This window comes from Shinella sp. R2-11 (genome assembly GCF_055330205.1).
The window spans coordinates 537,560-553,438 of the sequence record NZ_JBVAPC010000002.1; the positions used below are offsets into that span (position 1 = coordinate 537,560).

Genomic DNA, 15,879 nt, shown 5'->3' on the forward strand with positions numbered 1-15,879 from the left:
TGCCTTCAATCCGGCTCCAGCAGCGCGGATACCTCCATGGACATGGCATCCGCCGCGCGACGGGCAGCCTCTCGCCGGTCCAGCCAGACGTCCTTCGCCTTGCCGGTATAGCCGTCCCGCGCAAGGAGCAGCGTCTCAGCTTCGCCCGCGGCCATCAGCGGCGCGGCCCAGGCGGCTGCCACGTCCTTGGCGACGAAATCGCCAAGGACTGCGGTCCGCCACATCCGGGCAAGGGTCAGCAGCACATTGCGTTCATCGCCCTCAAGGCTCGCCAGAAGCGCGGGGAGCGCCTCACGCATCGCCCGGCGCACATGTTTCGCCGGGATTTCCGGCAGATGCGTCCGCGCATCCGGCCCGAGGAGCGTCATCGCCTCCCGGCGCGCCTGCGCCAGCACCAGCGTATTCTCCGCATCGTATGACGGTCCGGGAAGAACCCCGGTCTCGAATGCATCGCGCAGCCATTCGCCGTAAAGGAATTCGACCCGCGCCGGAAAGGCCGGACTTGCGAGATCCGCCTTCACGAAAATCATCACCTCAAGGCATCGGGGTCCGCCCGGCGGGGCCGGATGCGGACCCGACAGGGCAAGCAGCGCCGCAAGAAGCGCCCGCCGCTCCCCATCTGCCATGCGCCGCTCGATGACGGCGATCAGATCGACATCGCTTTGCGGCCGCAATCCGCCGGAAACCGCTGAACCATGGAGGTAGACGGCCAAGAGGGCGTCGCCGAGCACGCCGCGCAACACGTCGCACGCCGCGCTCGCCTGTTTCAGCTCGTCCGCCGTCACGCTCACAGGCTGCAATGCCGGTAGCCGGATTTGCGCGCGCGCAGGTCGAAGTGGAAATGGTCCTTGTGGAAGCGGTCGCTGCCGGGGCCGAGCACGGTCGAGAAATACTTGCAGCTGTCGCCGCGCACCGATTTCAGAAGCCCCTTCTCGCGGAAGGCGAAGAAGCCCTTCTTCTCGATGGCGATGGCCTTGCCGGAGGTCAGCACGATTTTGCCGACGTCGATGGCGTTGCCCTTGGCATGTTCCGACATCGCCGCGCCGCGCTGCGAATTCATGGTGCGGCAGGAATAGGACGACATCTGGTGGATGGCCGAGACGCCGGAAAGGTAGCGCATGCGCGTCGAGGGCACGAGCTCCTGCTTCACCCAGCGCGCGAAGGCCTCGGTGATCTGGCAGTTCACCTGCGCCGCCGGCTTGATCTGGATGCCGCCGGAAAGGCCGGAAAGCTCCACCGGCCACTCGATGCCGCAGGAACGGCCGCGGGAAATGCGCGGCACGTCGCGGAATTTCACGCCGAGCTTCTGCAGCCGCTGCCGGCAGGCCCGTTCGGAGGCCGGCATGCCGCCCATCGCTTCGGGCATCTGCATCGGATTGCTCATCCGCGGCAGGAAGGCGACCTGCTCGCCCTCGCTCGCCTGCCGCCGGCGCGTCGCCGCCTTGTCCGGCACGCGAAGATATCCGTCGCCATCGCCGCCGAGTTCCGCGCCCCCGTCCGACATCGGGATCGACGCCGGCTCGCCGACCTGCCGCGGCACATCCGTGCCGATGCCGTCGACGACGACCTGGCTGGCATTACCCTCGGCGATCTCGTTCGCCTGCGCCTCGGCCAGCCCCTCGACGCGCCCGACGCCGAGCCCCTCGTCCATGTTGACGCCACCCTCGGGAACGGTGAGCACGCCGGAAGAGGCCTGCACCGGCTGCGTGACGCCCATCGCCTCGTCGCTGTCGATCATCGGCAGGTGCTTCTTCTGCCGCGCCGGCACGGCCATCGCGGTCTCGACGGGCTCGCCGCCCGTATCGCCCATGTCGATGGCCGGCGTGAGCGCGCTGACGCCCGCGCCATCGATATCGTCGGGCGGCGCCATGCCGCCGGAACAGGCGGCCAGCATCGCCGGGATCAGCAGAAGCCCGAGCGGCCTTCTAAGACGAGAAACAAACGCAATACCCATGGTCACATCCGCCCGGCGCCCGCCTCCGCCCGCTGCGGAGTCTCGGTTGCACACAGTCCTGTCCGGCGATGGTGCAGGCCGCTTTTGTCCGCATTCGGACGAGACGGGCCTGAAAACCGGACGGCAGGCCGACATGCCTGCTTTCCCTTGGGATTTTGTCGCAACAGGGTAAACGAAGCGTTCCCGGCGGAAACGAAAAACCCCGGCGCGGGGGCGCCGGGGCAAGGTATTCCGGAGATGGTCTTCTGATTATGCCGCGCGGCGGCGGTGGTCCGCCGCTCCGGCCGTGTCCAGCCGGAAGTTTCCGAGCAGCGCCTTCAACTGCTCGCTTTCTCGGGTCAGCGTCTGGCCGGCGGCATTGGTCTCCTCGACCATGGCGGCGTTCTGCTGCGTCATCTGGTCCATCTGGTTGACCGCCGTGTTCACCTCGGCAAGGCCCGTCGCCTGCTCGCGGGCGGAGGTGGCGATAGAGGTCACCTGGTCGTTCACCCGGTTGACGAGGGTTTCGATCTCGGTGAGCGCATCGCCCGTCGAGCGCACCAGCGCCACGCCGTTGCCGACTTCGGCGGCCGAATTGCCGATCAGCCCCTTGATCTCCTTGGCGGCATTGGCCGAACGCTGGGCAAGTTCGCGCACCTCCTGCGCCACGACCGCAAAGCCCCGCCCCGCCTCGCCCGCCCGCGCCGCCTCGACGCCGGCATTGAGCGCGAGGAGGTTCGTCTGGAAGGCGATCTCGTCGATCACGCCGATGATCTGACCGATGCGGTTGGAGGCATCCTCGATGCGGCTCATGGCCGTGACGGCGTCGCGCACGATGGCGCCAGAACGGCCGGCCGACTGCTTGGTCTCGGCCACCATGCGGCTTGCCTCCGCCGCACGGTCGGAGGCGTTGCGCACGGTCGCGGTGATCTCGTCGAGCGCGGCGGCGGTCTCCTCGAGCGAAGCGGCCTGCTGCTCGGTGCGATGCGAAAGGTTGTTGGCTGCCTCGGCGATGCCCGATGCGCTGCCGTGCACGATGTCGGTGGAGCGGGCGATGGCATGGACGACGCCGGAAAGCGCATCCACCGCGCGGTTGAAGTCGTCGCGCAGCTTGGCATATTCCGGCGCGATCGCGCCGATCGAGACCGTCAGGTCGCCGCCCGCCAGCCGCTCCAGCGCCTCGCCGACGGTCTGCATGGCATCCGACTGGCTCTGGCTGACGGCGCGCTGGCGGCGCTCGCCTTCCGAGCGCTCGGCATCGAGGCGGGCCTGCTGCTCGCCCTCGCGGACGCGCAGCTCCGCCCGCTCGGCGACCGACTGGCGCAGGATCGAGACCACCTTCGCCATCTCGCCGATCTCGTCCTTGCGATCGGTCTCCGGCACCGCGCCGGAAACGTCCTCCTCGGCGATGGCCTGCATGGTCGCCTTGAGGCGCACGATGGGCCCGGTCACGCTCTTCACGATGGCATAGGCGGCAAGGATGATGACAAGGCCGCCGCCGGCGAGGATCGCCACCGTGCCGATGGCGTTGCCGCGGAACAGCGCGGCCAGATCGTCCGCATAGACGCCGGTGCCGACGATCCAGCCCCAGGGCGCGAAGCCCGCGACATGCGAATATTTCAGCACCGGCTCCTCGAAGCCGGGCTTCGGCCAGTAGTAATCGACGAAATCCTGCCCCGTCGGGCTCGCCTTCACGGCCTTCACGAATTCGGTGAAGATGTGCTTGCCCGTCGGATCGGCCATGCCGGACTGGTCGGTGCCGTCGAGCGCCGGCTTGATCGGATGCATGACGATCACGGCGTTCATGTCGTTGATCCAGAAATAGCCGCTGTCCTCGTAGCGCAGCGCCCGCACGGCGTCCTTCGCCCGCGTCTGCGCCTCCTCGCGCGTCAACGTGCCGGCAACCTCCAGCTCGTGGTAATGCTTGAAGAGCGTCAGCATGCTCTCGTCCATCGCCGCGAGCTTCGACTTGCGCTCGGCGACCATCGCCTCCTGGTAATGGTAGAGGCTGTAGACGAGTGCGGCGGCGAAGATGGTCAGGGCAAGGCCCACAAGCAACGACAGGCGCGTGGATATTCTGTAGTTCTTCACCGGGCTCTCCTCGACTTCGGCAGGCGCAATGCGCCTTGCAGACGAAGCTGCGGGAAACCCTTTAAAATGATCTAAAATTGCAATCGTCAATTTTTAGAGGTTGAAAATACTCGAAAATGCTCCCGCCCCTCCCCCTTTCTCCATGGCCCGCATTCGGCTAGACCAGAAGGAAAGTTGGAGAGGCCCCGCATGACCGATACGAAAATGCCGAACGGACAGCTCACCCTTCGCACGCTCGCCATGCCGGGCGATGCCAATGCCGCAGGCGACATCTTCGGCGGCTGGGTCATGGCGCAGATGGACCTTGCCTCGGGCATCCGCGCCGCCGAGCGGGCGCGCGGCCGCGTCGTCACCGCCGCCGTCAAGGAAATGGCCTTCGAGCTGCCGGTGAAGATCGGCGACACGCTCAGCATCTATACAGACATCGCCCGCGTCGGCCGCACCTCGATCACGCTGGCGGTGGAAGCCTGGGCGCAGCGCTATCTCACCACGACGCTGGAAAAGGTGACGGGCGCCACCTTCGTCATGGTGGCGCTCGACCAGCAGGGCCACCCGACCCCCGTTCCCGTCGAATAGCCGCCGGAGGGCGCCATGGAGCATGTCCAGCACGATCCCGCGCTCTTCGGCCATGTTCGGGTCGTCATCGGCATGGTGGTCAGCCTCAGCGTGGCGCGCATCCTCACCGGCGTCGCGCTCTTCGTCCAGCATCCCGGCAAGGTGAAAGCCTATCCGGTCCATCTGGCCTGGGCGGGCTTCCTGCTGCTGTTCCTGCTGCATTTCTGGTGGTGGGAGTTCCGCCTGCAGGCGCTGGCGACCATCGGCTTCGGCGTCTATCTCTTCCTGATCAGCTATTGCTGCCTGTTCTTCCTGCTCGCCGTCTTCCTGTTCCCGACCACGCTCGACGACTATGCGGGTTACGAGGACTATTTCTACTCGCGGCGCAAATGGTTCTTCGGCGCCTTCGCGCTGGTCTTCGCGGTGGATCTGCTGGACACGGCGCTGAAGGGAAAGGCCTATTTCGGCTCCTTCGGCTACGAATATCCGGTGCGCAACGCCGTCTTCATCGTGCTGTGCCTTCTGGCGGCATGGACGGCGAGCCGCCGCTACCACACCGCCTTCGTCAGCCTCGGCATCCTCTACCAGCTCAGCTGGATCTTCCGCGCCTTCGACATGCTGGAGTAAGCGCTCAGCCCTTGAAGACGAAGGCGGCGCCGGCGGCGATCAGCATGAAGCCGACGGCGTGGTTCCAGGTCAGGCTCTCCTTCAGCCAGAACACCGAGAAGCCGGCGAAGACCAGGAGCGTGATCACTTCCTGGATCGTCTTCAACTGCGCGGCCGAATAGACCTCGTGGCCGATGCGGTTGGCCGGCACGGCGAGGCAATATTCGAAGAAGGCGATGCCCCAGCTCGCCAGCACCGCGACGAAGAGCGGCGCCGACTTGAACTTGAGGTGCCCATACCAGGCGAAGGTCATGAAGACGTTGGAAAGGCAGAGCATGACGATGGGCCACACGGCCGCGGGGTTGAGGCTGAAGGGCATCGGCGAATCCTGAAAGGGAGGGAATATGCCATTGGCATAGCCCAGCCGCCGGCCACGTCAAGCCGGGCCTCATGGATTCTCGCGATCCCCCGTTAAGACTATCTTATGCCCCCCGCCCCACCCTCTCTGCCCAGACCGCGAAAAAGGCGGCATGCGCTTCTGGGCGGGGACAGAGAATGACCGATGCAGCCCGGCTGATGCCGGCGGACGAAACGACGAGACGCCAGATTCTCTCCGCGCAGGCCCTGTCCGTGCTGGACGGCATCGTGCTGTCGCTCACCGCCAACAGCTTCATCGCCGCCACCACCGCCGCCGTGCTGTGGCTCGACGGGCCGGCCTTCGGCATCCTCCTCTGGCTCGCCGCCGTGCTGGCGATCAACCTTGCGCGCTATGTCGCCGTGCGCATCGTCCGCCGGATGAACTGTGCCGTCGAGCGGCCGGAGCGTGCGCTCGGCGTGCTCTCCTTCGGCGCGCTCGGGGGCGGCCTTGCCTGGAGCCTGCCGCCGTTCATCGGCGCCGCCCATGGCGCGAACGGGCTCAACCCCTACCTGATCTTCATCATCTGCGGCATCTGCGCCGGCTCGCTGATGCAGAGCACCGCCTATGCCCGCACCGCGCTCCTCTTCGCCGGCCCGCCGCTTGCCGCGGCCTTCGCATCGCTGCTCTTCGCCGGCACGACGGAAGCCTTCGTCATCGCTGCCGACGCGCTGCTGCTCGCCGTGATGATGCTGCGCGCCAGCCAGTTCAGCGAGGCGAGCTTCATCCGCAGCCAGATGGACCGGCTGAAGGCGGTGGCGCTCGCCGCCTCGCTGTCCGACGCCAATGCGGAGATCCGCCAGTCCTACCACCAGCTCGCATCGCTGGCGAACCGCGACCCGCTGACCGGCCTCGGCAACCGCGCCCTCTTCAACGAGCGCCTGCGCAACCTCCTGACGAGCGGCCTGCCCGCCGATACGCTCGCTCTGCTCGCCATCGACCTCGACCGCTTCAAGGCGATCAACGACACGATGGGCCACGGCGCGGGCGATGCGGTGCTGGTCGAGATTGCCAGCCGCCTCGTCAGCCTGACCGGGCCGACCGATCTCGTCGTGCGCCTCGGCGGCGACGAGTTCGCCGTCATCGTCGAGGGCGAGAAGGCGGAAGCGCGCGGGCGCGCCATCGGCGACGGCATCGTGCGCCTCGCCGGCGATCCCATCCTCATCGGCGAGCGTCCCATCACCGTCGGCGCCAGCGCGGGCCTTGCCCTCTATCCGCAGCACGGCGACACGGCCGACGACCTCTTCGCCAGCGCCGACATCGCCCTCTATGCCGCCAAGGAGGGCGGGCGCCGCCGCCTCGGCCTGTTCAACCCCGTGCTGAAGGCCCGGATCGAGCATCAGCGCCTCATCGAGGCGACATTGACGGACGCCATCGAGCAGCGCCAGTTGCAGGTCGTCTTCCAGCCGCAGGTGGAACTCGCCACCGGCGCCGTCACCGGCTTCGAGGCGCTGCTGCGCTGGACGCATCCCGAGCTCGGCGCTGTCGCCCCGCCCGATATCGTCCGCGCCGCCCAGGCCCTGCACATATCGACGGCGCTCACCGGCTATGTCGCCACCCGCGCCGCGGAATTCCTGCGCACCCTGCCCCGGCTCGGCCTGCCGCAGGCAGCCGTCGCCGTGAACGTCTCGCCGCGCGAATTCTCCGGCGACACGCTCTCGCGCCTCCTGACCGGCATCGCGCAGGAACACGAGGTTTCCCCCGGCCTGATGGAGATCGAGATCACCGAGGAGGCGACGCTCGACACGCAGGCCGCCGGCGCCGAACTCGCCCGGCTGGAAGCCGCCGGCTTCCGCCTCGCCGTCGACGATTTCGGCATGGGCCATTCCTCCCTCGCCTATCTCGTCAGCCTGCATATCGGCCGGCTGAAGATCGACCGCAGCTTCGTTTCGGGGATCGCCACCAGCCGTGAGAACCAGGCGCTTATCTCCGCCCTCATCGGCATCGGCCGCGCGCTTTCCATCGATATCGTGGTGGAAGGCGTCGAGAAGGAGGAGGAGGCCGAGATCCTGCGCATGCTCGGCTGCCGCCATGCCCAGGGCTACCTCTTCGCCCGCCCCATGCCCGCCGCCGATATCCCGCGCTGGCTGAACGAGCACGCCGCGCGCACCCGGCCTTCCGCACGATAGCGCCCGCCGCCCGGCAGGCAGATTCGTTTCCCTTTTGTACTCGTCACCCCTTCCCTTTCGCGGTGACTCTCTCCATATTCCCCGCATGGCCAGATTACCGAAGAAATCCACCGCCCCGAACCCCGGTTTCGAGGAAGCCCCGCAATCGCCCTTGACTGGGACGCCCTTCGAGTGGAACGAGAAGGATAAGCGAGTCCCGGCGGAAAAGAGCGAGCCGCTGTCCGGCAGCGTCTCCGACTGGGTGAAGCAGCTCGAGGCCGAGGCGGAGGCCGCGAGCATCGAAAGCCGCCGCGAGGTCGCCTCCAAGGCCGGCAAGCACCGCAAGACGGTGGAGAACGCCGCGCGCCGCCACACGGAGCAGGTCACCGTCTCCAAAACCTCCCGCGGCGTATCCATCGGCGGCTCGTCCGATCCGAAGACCCGCGCCGCCGCCGGCCTCAACCCGGTCTCCGGCCTCGACGTCTCGCTGGAGGACGCCGCCGCGCTGGACAAGGGCTCCGGCGTCACCGCCACGGTGGAAGCCCTGTCGAAGCTCATCGAGAGCGGCAACCCGCTGTTCAAGGACGGCAAGCTCTGGACACCGCACCGCCCCGCCCGGCCGGAAAAGTCGGAAGGCGGCATCCCGATCCGCATGATCAGCGACTACCAGCCCGCCGGCGACCAGCCGACCGCCATCAGGGACCTCGTCGACGGCCTCGCCGAGGGCGAGCGCAGCCAGGTCCTGCTCGGCGTCACCGGCTCGGGCAAGACCTTCACCATGGCCAAGGTGATCGAGGAGACGCAGCGCCCCGCCGTCATCCTCGCGCCGAACAAGACGCTGGCCGCGCAGCTCTATTCCGAATTCAAGAACTTCTTCCCGGAAAACGCGGTCGAATATTTCGTCTCCTACTACGACTATTACCAGCCGGAGGCCTACGTCCCGCGCTCGGACACCTATATCGAGAAGGAATCCTCGATCAACGAGCAGATCGACCGCATGCGCCACTCCGCGACGCGCTCGCTGCTGGAGCGCGACGACTGCATCATCGTCGCCTCGGTCTCCTGCATCTACGGTATCGGCTCGGTCGAGACCTACACCGCCATGACGTTCCAGATGCAGGTCGGCGAACGGCTCGACCAGCGCCAGCTCCTCGCCGACCTCGTCGCCCAGCAATACAAGCGCCGCGAGATGGATTTCCAGCGCGGCTCCTTCCGCGTGCGCGGCGACACGATCGAGATCTTCCCCGCCCACCTTGAAGACGCGGCATGGCGCATCTCCATGTTCGGCGACGAGATCGACGCCATCACTGAATTCGACCCGCTGACCGGCCAGAAGACCGGCGACCTGAAATCGGTGAAGATCTACGCCAACAGCCACTACGTCACGCCCCGCCCGACGCTGAACGGCGCCATCAAGAACATCCGCGAGGAGCTGAAGCATCGCCTCGTCGAGCTGGAAAAGGCCGGCCGCCTGTTGGAGGCCCAGCGACTGGAACAGCGCACGCGCTACGACCTCGAAATGCTGGAGGCCACCGGCTCCTGCGCCGGCATCGAGAACTATTCGCGCTACCTCACCGGCCGCCGCCCCGGCGAGCCGCCGCCGACCCTCTTCGAATACGTGCCCGACAACGCGCTGATCTTCATCGACGAAAGCCACGTCACGATCCCGCAGATCGGCGCCATGTACCGCGGCGACTTCCGCCGCAAGGCAACGCTGGCCGAATACGGCTTCCGCCTGCCCTCCTGCATGGACAACCGCCCGCTGCGCTTCGAGGAATGGGACGCAATGCGCCCGGACACGGTCGCCGTCTCGGCGACGCCCGGCGGCTGGGAGCTGGAACAGTCCGGCGGCGTGTTCGCCGAACAGGTCATCCGCCCGACCGGCCTCATCGACCCGCCGGTCGAGGTGCGCCCGGCAAAAAGCCAGGTCGACGACGTGCTGGGCGAGATCCGCGAGACCGCGCAGGCCGGCTACCGCACCCTCGTCACCGTGCTCACCAAGCGCATGGCCGAGGACCTCACCGAATACCTGCACGAGCAGGGCGTGCGCGTGCGTTACATGCATTCCGACATCGACACGCTGGAGCGCATCGAGATCATCCGCGATCTGCGCCTCGGCGCCTTCGACGTCCTCGTCGGCATCAACCTGCTGCGCGAAGGCCTCGACATTCCCGAATGCGGCTTCGTCGCCATCCTCGACGCCGATAAGGAGGGTTTCCTGCGCTCCGAGACCTCGCTCGTCCAGACCATCGGCCGCGCGGCGCGAAACGTCGACGGCAAGGTCATCCTCTATGCCGACCAGATCACCGGCTCCATGCAGCGCGCAATGGACGAGACGACCCGCCGCCGCGAAAAGCAGGTCGCCTACAACGAGGCGCACGGCATCACCCCGGAATCGGTGAAGGCGAAGATCTCCGACATCCTCGACTCTGTCTACGAGCGCGACCACGTCCGCGCCGACATCTCGGGCGTCACCGGCAAGGGCTTCGCCGACGCCGGCCACCTCGTCGGCAACAACCTCAAGGCCCATCTCGAAGCGCTCGAAAAGCAGATGCGCGACGCCGCCGCCGACCTCGACTTCGAAGCCGCCGCCCGCATCCGCGACGAGATCAAGCGCCTCAAGGCCGCCGAACTCGCCGTCATGGACGACCCGATGGCGCGCGACGAAGCACGATCGCAGGAAGGTGGAGGAAAGGGCAAAAGCTCGGCGAAGCCGCAAGGCCAGGCGGCCGTCGCCGGTCGTCCGGCGCCCCGTGCGGAGGCCAGCCCGAAGAGCGGTACCGCCGTGAGCACGGAAGAGAATGGCAAAAGCTATTTTGCCAAACCCTCGCTCGACGACATGGGCCCGGGCACCGACACCGAACGCCCGCTCTTCCGCAAGCCCGACCTCGACGAGATGGGCCGCGACGTCGCGACCCCGGCCGGCAAGTCCCTCTTCCGCAGGAACACCCTCGACGAAATGACCGTCGGCCGCACCGAAAAACCCGTCACCGGCGACCTCCCCCAACGCCCGGACGAAACCCTTTCGACCAAGAAACGCACTGCACCGTTGCCCGACGAACCGAAGCCGGTTCGCCGGGAAAGGATCGGCGTGGGAAGCTATGAGGATCCGGGTGAAGCGAAGCGCAAGGGGCGCACCAAGGGCAAGACGGGGCGGCCGGGGCGGTAAGCCGCCACGCCGAAGCGGGCCCATTTGGCGGCGAGCCGCCCTTGCCGCGCCCATTTGCCGGATTATCGCGTAAGAATTGGGCGTTGCCGCTTTCCCTTCTCCCCTCGGGGAGAAGGTGGCCCGAAGGGTCGGATGAGGGGGTATCCCCCGCGAGACCCTTGGGGTTTTCCGCCTTCGGCGCCCCCTGTCCCGCCTGCCGGCACCGTCTCCCCGAGGGGAGAAGGAAAGGTGTGGCAACGGCTTCCCTTCAAATGCGATGGGACTGCGTTCTCTGAGGAAGACCTCGCAAGGTCACATTCCACAAGCTATTGCGCCCCTACTCCGCCGCCTCGCCCTTTACCGGCTCCAGCGCCGCGGCCAGCTCGTAGGAATAGCCTTCCAGCATGGCATAGGCCTGCTCTATGGCCTGGATCTGCCCTTCCGCGTTGCGGATCGCCTCGGCGATCGACTGCGAGCGGGCGCGCAGCATGGAGCCGAGGAAATCCGTGCCGGCCTTGCGGCCGAGGCGGTCGATGTGCTGCCGGACGCGGTTGCGGTGGCGTTCCAGTTCGAGGATGTGGAAGCGGCTCTTGACGATGTCGTCGGAGAGTTTCCGGCGCATCGCCGCCAGCGGGTCGAAGCTGCCGGGCTCGCGCTCGTCGAGGATGACGTCGTTGACCAGCGGTTCGAGCAGCATCAGGCCCTTGAGGTCGCGCGGGTCGGCAAGCTGCGGGTCGAAGCCGGTATCGTCGAAGACCTTGCGGCGCACCGGGTCGCGCAGGAGGTCGTAGCAGGCCTGCAGGCGGGCGAACTGGTCGGTATCGCCGCCCGAATCGGGATGCATGCCCTTGGCGGCCTTGCGGTAGGCGGTCTTGATCGCGCCGTCGTCGGCGTCGCGCTCCAGTCCGAGCATGGCGTAGGGATCGATCACGCGGCCACCTGTCTGTTTCTCTGCACTGCTTCGTTCGTTGTTTACGCCGTTTTCCGACCCGGAGGGGACGAAATTGTGGTGACGCGGCGGCGATGCACAGAAAGCGCTATTCCGCCGCCTCGGTCCCGGTCTCGGCCTGGGCCCGAGCCGACAGTACCGCCGCGAAAGCCGCCGCGATCACCTCCGGCCCCGCGCCGGGCTTCGTGGCGTCGGCCGAAAGAATCTGCCGGTAGCGCCGCGCGCCCGGAAACCCCTGGAAGAGGCCGATCATATGCCGCGTCACATGCGCCACCCGCCCGCCGCGCGCGATCACCTCGGCCGCATAGGCCATCATGGCGTCGCGCACCGCTTCCCAATAGTCGGCCGGACGATCCTGCGGAATGGAGGGAATACCGGAAGGCTGGCCTCCCAGAAGCGGATGCGGAAAAAGTTCGTCCACGCCCGTCAGGACGCCGCTATCCTGATAGGCAGCCCTTCCGAGCATGACACCGTCGAGGCCTTCCATCTCTTCAACAGCCTGGCTCAAAGTATGAAGCCCGCCATTGAGACCAATGAAAAGATTCGGGTTTTCCGCCTTCAGCCGCCGCACCAGACCATAGTCGAGCGGCGGGATATCGCGATTCTCCTTCGGCGAAAGCCCCTGAAGCCACGCCTTGCGCGCATGGACCCAGACGGCATCCGTGCCGGCCGCCTTCACCTTCGAGACGAGGTCGCGCAGCGCCACGTCCGGATCCTGATCGTCGACGCCGATGCGGCATTTCACGGTCACGGGAATGGCAACCGCCGTCTTCATCGCCGCCACGCACTCGGCCACCAGGTCCGGCTCGCGCATCAGGCAGGCGCCGAAGGTGCCGGATTGCACCCGGTCCGAGGGGCAGCCGACATTGAGGTTGATCTCGGCATAGCCGAACCCCTCGCCGATCCGCGCCGCCTCCGCCAGCTTTTCCGGGCTGTTGCCGCCGAGCTGGAGCGCCACCGGCTGCTCCACCGCGTCGAAGCCGAGCAGCCGCTCGCGATTGCCGCGCAGGATCGCATCGGCGACGATCATCTCGGTGAAGAGCAGCGCGTTCTTCGTGACCTGCCGCGCGAAGACGCGGTACGCCCGGTCGGACCAGTCGATCATCGGCGCGGTGGCGAAGATCTTCGTCCCCGTCTCCACGGCCCGCTGGTAGAATGTGCCTGTCTTCGTCATGGCGCGGCTCATACTCCATATGGCCGGGAAAAACCACCCTCGGCCTTTCCTCGCCCCGCCGGATGGATGCTAGAGTGGCCGCGAGGATTCGAAGGAGGAACCCGATGCCGCTCTACGCCCTTGACGACCGGACGCCCACGCTTCCTGCGGACGACCGCTACTGGGTGGCGCCCGATGCCAATGTCATCGGCAAGGTCATCCTCGGCGAGGATGTCGGCATCTGGTTCGGCGCGACGCTGCGCGGCGACAACGAGCCGATCATCGTCGGCGCGCGCTCGAACATCCAGGAAGGCACCGTCGTGCATACCGATCCCGGCAAGCCGGTGATCATCGGCGAAGGCTGCACCATCGGCCACGGCGCCATCGTCCACGGCTGCACCATCGGCAGCAATTCGCTGATCGGCATGGGCGCGACGGTGCTGAACGGCGCGGTGATCGGCAACAACTGCCTCGTCGGCGCCAATGCGCTGGTGACCGAAGGCAAGGTCTTCCCGGACAATTCGCTGATCGTCGGTTCCCCGGCGAAAGCCGTCCGCACGCTGGATGCCGAGGCCGTCGAGGGCCTGAAGCGCTCGGCCGAAGGCTATGTGCGCAACTGGCAGCGCTTCAAGAGAGGCCTGAAGCCGATCGGCTGAAGCATTTCCAGCAAAAGTGCGCAGCGGTCCTGCGTCTGGAAGTGCGGGAAAATCCAGATTTCAGGCGCAGCCGGCGCAGGTGCCGCGGATCTCGATGGTCGTCTTGCCGGTCTTGAAGTTGCGGTCCCTGGCAAAGCTTTTCAACCGCTCCTCGATCACGTGGTCGTGGAACTCCGTCACCTTGCCGCAGGTCTCGCAGATCGTGAAGGCCGTCAGGCCATGGGCATGGCAGCCCTCGTCCGGATGGGCGCAGGCGACGAAGGCATTGATGCTTTCGAGCCGGTGCACGAGGCCGAATTCCAGCAGCTTGTCGAGCGCCCGATAGACCTGCAGCGGCGCGCGGAACCCGTCGTCCCGCAGCTTGTCGAGGATGGTATAGGCGCTGAGCGGGCTGTCGGAATGCGACAGTACGTCGAAGACGAGGCCCTGGTTGCGCGTCAGTTGCTGCGTGGTCATGGGGCTTGTCATGCCGGGCCTCCTTCACTTGCGGCCACTCCGCTCGTCCTCGGCTTCGTCAGCAGGCTTAGTATGAACAGGCCAAGCGCTGCAACCACGATCGAGGGACCGGAGGGCGTGTCGAATTTCAATGAACCGAACAGCCCGCCGACCACCGCCAGCGCCCCGACGACGGAGGCGAGCACGGCCATGATCTCGGGGCTCGTGGAAAAGCGCCGCGCCGTCGCGGCGGGAATGATGAGCAGCGAGGTGATCAGCAGGATGCCGACGATCTTCATGGCGATGGCGATGACGAGCGCCATCAGCAGCATGAAGACGAGCCGGGTCTTCTCCGGCTGCATGCCTTCGGCCTCCGCCAGTTCCGGGTTGACCGTCGAGGCGATCAGCGGCCGCCACATCCAGATGATGGCGAAGGTGACGAGGATGCCGCCGCCCCAGACGAGGTCCACATCGGCGCGCGAGACGGCGAGGATGTCGCCGAACAGGAAGCCGACGAGGTCGATGCGCACCCAGGTCATGAAGGAGACCATGACGAGGCCGATGGCGAGCGTCGCATGCGAGAGGATGCCGAGCAGCGCATCGGTGGAAAGCGTGCCGCGCTTCTGGAGCAGCAGCAGCAGAACGGAAACAGTCGCCGCGACGACGAAGACGCTGAGCAGCAGGTTGACGTTCATCAGCAGCGACAGCGCGACGCCGAGCAGCGCCGAATGGGCCATCGTATCGCCGAAATATGCCATGCGCCGCCAGACGACGAAGCAGCCGAGCGGGCCGGCGGTGACGGCAAGCCCGACGCCGGCGACGAGCGCGCGCATGAAGAAATCGTCAAGCATCGCGCCGCTCCTGACTGTCCGCCCCGCGCGGAGCTTCGTGGCCGCAGCCGCAGTTCGGCCCGTGCACATGCCCGAGGCGCATCGGCCCCGCCCGGCCGCCGTCCGGCAGGATATCGACGGGATGGTGGCCGTCGTCCGGCCGGCAATCGTCGGTGATCGAGCCGTCGGCATGCAGCACGCGGCCGTCCGGCAGATGCGTGTGGTCGTGGTGGTGGTTGTAGAAGGCGAGCGTCTGGCCCGCCCGCGCGCCGAAGAGGCGCTGATATTCCGGGCTCTGGCTCACCGTTTCCGGCGTGCCGCGGCAACAGACATGGCCGTTGAGGCAGATGACGGTATCCGTCTCGGCCATCACGACATGCAGGTCGTGCGAGATGAGCAGGATGCCGCAGCCGGTCGAGTTGCGGATCGTCTTGATGAGGTCGTAGAGCGCGATCTCGCCGGAAAAGTCGACACCCTGCACCGGCTCGTCGAGCACCAGCAGGTTCGGCTTGCGGGCAATGGCGCGGGCGAGCAGCGCGCGCTGGAACTCGCCGCCGGAAAGGTGCTGCACCTCCGCGCGCGCAAGATGCCGGATGCCCGTCGCCTCCAGCGCCGCGTCGATCTCCGCGCCCTTGAGGGGGGAGGTCAGCGTCATCAGCCGGTCGACGGTAAGCGGCATGGTCCAGTCGACGGCGAGCTTCTGCGGCACATAGCCGACCTTGAGCCCGGCCTTGCGTTCCACCCTGCCCTCGTCCGCCTTCAGAACGCCGATCGCCGTCTTGGCGGTGGTCGACTTGCCGGAGCCGTTGGGGCCGATCAGCGTGACGATCTCGCCGGGCGAAATCGAGAATTCCACGCCGCGCACGAGCCAGCGGCCCTGGCGGCGCACACCGACACCCGCGAGCGAGACGAGCGGCTGGAGGGTCCTGGTGGAGGTTTGCAGCATCATTTTTTCCGAAAAGCCTGTTGCCACCCGATATGGCACACGTTATAGCATAAC

Annotated in this window: 14 protein-coding genes; 5 read left to right on the forward strand and 9 right to left on the reverse strand. The window is 66.8% G+C overall.

What is annotated here, in order from left to right:
* Positions 1–5 precede the first annotated feature (5 nt).
* The 3 genes from ACZ1A1_RS07290 to ACZ1A1_RS07300 all read right to left on the reverse strand — a co-directional run bounded on the left by ACZ1A1_RS07290 (position 6) and on the right by ACZ1A1_RS07300 (position 4,024).
* Positions 6–791, reverse strand: a complete 786-nt coding sequence (locus ACZ1A1_RS07290; RefSeq protein WP_463619539.1) for an aminoglycoside adenylyltransferase domain-containing protein — start codon at positions 789–791, stop codon at positions 6–8.
* Positions 788–1,948 carry an extensin-like domain-containing protein gene (locus ACZ1A1_RS07295; RefSeq protein WP_463619540.1) on the reverse strand — a complete coding sequence of 387 codons (1,161 nt, stop codon included), beginning with the start codon at positions 1,946–1,948 and terminating at the stop codon, positions 788–790. The genes ACZ1A1_RS07290 and ACZ1A1_RS07295 overlap by 4 nt, the downstream gene beginning before the upstream one ends.
* A gap of 255 nt (positions 1,949–2,203) precedes the next feature.
* On the reverse strand, positions 2,204–4,024 hold the full coding sequence (locus ACZ1A1_RS07300) for a methyl-accepting chemotaxis protein (RefSeq protein WP_463619351.1): 1,821 nt from the start codon (positions 4,022–4,024) through the stop codon (positions 2,204–2,206).
* 189 nt (positions 4,025–4,213) lie between these two features.
* On the opposite strand from ACZ1A1_RS07300, the gene ACZ1A1_RS07305 reads away from it, so the two are divergent.
* Positions 4,214–4,600 (forward strand): acyl-CoA thioesterase, encoded by a 387-nt coding sequence (locus tag ACZ1A1_RS07305; RefSeq protein ID WP_119256151.1) that lies wholly within the window; start codon positions 4,214–4,216, stop codon positions 4,598–4,600.
* 15 nt (positions 4,601–4,615) lie between these two features.
* On the forward strand, positions 4,616–5,206 hold the full coding sequence (locus tag ACZ1A1_RS07310) for a hypothetical protein (protein WP_313192926.1): 591 nt from the start codon (positions 4,616–4,618) through the stop codon (positions 5,204–5,206).
* A 4-nt stretch (positions 5,207–5,210) separates the two neighbouring features.
* Here ACZ1A1_RS07310 and ACZ1A1_RS07315 read toward each other — a convergent pair whose 3' ends face one another.
* Complete coding sequence (locus tag ACZ1A1_RS07315) at positions 5,211–5,564, reverse strand: DMT family protein (RefSeq protein ID WP_415215648.1); 354 nt, start codon at positions 5,562–5,564, stop codon at positions 5,211–5,213.
* Between the two features lie 176 nt (positions 5,565–5,740).
* Here ACZ1A1_RS07315 and ACZ1A1_RS07320 point away from each other — a divergent pair, with 176 nt between their 5' ends.
* Complete coding sequence (locus ACZ1A1_RS07320) at positions 5,741–7,729, forward strand: putative bifunctional diguanylate cyclase/phosphodiesterase (protein WP_463619352.1); 1,989 nt, start codon at positions 5,741–5,743, stop codon at positions 7,727–7,729.
* An 85-nt stretch (positions 7,730–7,814) separates the two neighbouring features.
* Positions 7,815–10,877, forward strand: coding sequence for an excinuclease ABC subunit UvrB (uvrB, locus tag ACZ1A1_RS07325; RefSeq protein WP_463619353.1), 3,063 nt, complete (start codon positions 7,815–7,817; stop codon positions 10,875–10,877).
* A 316-nt stretch (positions 10,878–11,193) separates the two neighbouring features.
* On the opposite strand, the gene ACZ1A1_RS07330 is transcribed toward uvrB, so the two are convergent.
* Together ACZ1A1_RS07330 and dusA are read right to left on the reverse strand one after the other, a co-directional pair.
* Complete coding sequence (locus tag ACZ1A1_RS07330) at positions 11,194–11,769, reverse strand: DnaJ domain-containing protein (RefSeq protein WP_313193113.1); 576 nt, start codon at positions 11,767–11,769, stop codon at positions 11,194–11,196.
* A 124-nt stretch (positions 11,770–11,893) separates the two neighbouring features.
* The gene (gene dusA / locus ACZ1A1_RS07335) at positions 11,894–12,979 is read right to left on the reverse strand and encodes a tRNA dihydrouridine(20/20a) synthase DusA (protein ID WP_463619354.1); all 1,086 of its coding nucleotides are present in this window, start codon (positions 12,977–12,979) and stop codon (positions 11,894–11,896) included.
* Positions 12,980–13,083: 104 nt separating this feature from the next.
* On the opposite strand from dusA, the gene ACZ1A1_RS07340 reads away from it, so the two are divergent.
* On the forward strand, positions 13,084–13,614 hold the full coding sequence (locus ACZ1A1_RS07340; RefSeq protein WP_463619355.1) for a gamma carbonic anhydrase family protein: 531 nt from the start codon (positions 13,084–13,086) through the stop codon (positions 13,612–13,614).
* Positions 13,615–13,674: 60 nt separating this feature from the next.
* On the opposite strand, the gene ACZ1A1_RS07345 is transcribed toward ACZ1A1_RS07340, so the two are convergent.
* Genes ACZ1A1_RS07345 through ACZ1A1_RS07355 form a run of 3 tightly spaced genes read right to left on the reverse strand, consistent with a single transcriptional unit; the run spans position 13,675 to position 15,825 of the window.
* Complete coding sequence (locus ACZ1A1_RS07345) at positions 13,675–14,070, reverse strand: Fur family transcriptional regulator (protein WP_203319755.1); 396 nt, start codon at positions 14,068–14,070, stop codon at positions 13,675–13,677.
* A gap of 8 nt (positions 14,071–14,078) precedes the next feature.
* Entirely contained in the window at positions 14,079–14,900 is an 822-nt protein-coding gene (gene znuB / locus ACZ1A1_RS07350) for a zinc ABC transporter permease subunit ZnuB (protein WP_313192920.1), read from the reverse strand.
* On the reverse strand, positions 14,893–15,825 hold the full coding sequence (locus ACZ1A1_RS07355; protein WP_463619356.1) for an ATP-binding cassette domain-containing protein: 933 nt from the start codon (positions 15,823–15,825) through the stop codon (positions 14,893–14,895). Before ACZ1A1_RS07355 ends, znuB begins: the two co-directional genes overlap by 8 nt.
* Positions 15,826–15,879: the final 54 nt, after the last annotated feature.

What these genes read in the sequence shown, in the direction of transcription:
- ACZ1A1_RS07330 (WP_313193113.1), bottom strand. Translation starts at nt 11,769, where the DNA reads ATGCTCGGACTGGAGCGCGACGCCGACGACGGCGCGATCAAGACCGCC.
- ACZ1A1_RS07310 (WP_313192926.1), top strand. Translation starts at nt 4,616, where the DNA reads ATGGAGCATGTCCAGCACGATCCCGCGCTCTTCGGCCATGTTCGGGTC.
- ACZ1A1_RS07305 (WP_119256151.1), top strand. Translation starts at nt 4,214, where the DNA reads ATGACCGATACGAAAATGCCGAACGGACAGCTCACCCTTCGCACGCTC.
- ACZ1A1_RS07345 (WP_203319755.1), bottom strand. Translation starts at nt 14,070, where the DNA reads ATGACCACGCAGCAACTGACGCGCAACCAGGGCCTCGTCTTCGACGTA.
- uvrB (WP_463619353.1), top strand. Translation starts at nt 7,815, where the DNA reads ATGGCCAGATTACCGAAGAAATCCACCGCCCCGAACCCCGGTTTCGAG.
- ACZ1A1_RS07340 (WP_463619355.1), top strand. Translation starts at nt 13,084, where the DNA reads ATGCCGCTCTACGCCCTTGACGACCGGACGCCCACGCTTCCTGCGGAC.
- ACZ1A1_RS07320 (WP_463619352.1), top strand. Translation starts at nt 5,741, where the DNA reads ATGACCGATGCAGCCCGGCTGATGCCGGCGGACGAAACGACGAGACGC.
- dusA (WP_463619354.1), bottom strand. Translation starts at nt 12,979, where the DNA reads ATGACGAAGACAGGCACATTCTACCAGCGGGCCGTGGAGACGGGGACG.
- ACZ1A1_RS07355 (WP_463619356.1), bottom strand. Translation starts at nt 15,825, where the DNA reads ATGCTGCAAACCTCCACCAGGACCCTCCAGCCGCTCGTCTCGCTCGCG.
- ACZ1A1_RS07315 (WP_415215648.1), bottom strand. Translation starts at nt 5,564, where the DNA reads ATGCCCTTCAGCCTCAACCCCGCGGCCGTGTGGCCCATCGTCATGCTC.
- znuB (WP_313192920.1), bottom strand. Translation starts at nt 14,900, where the DNA reads ATGCTTGACGATTTCTTCATGCGCGCGCTCGTCGCCGGCGTCGGGCTT.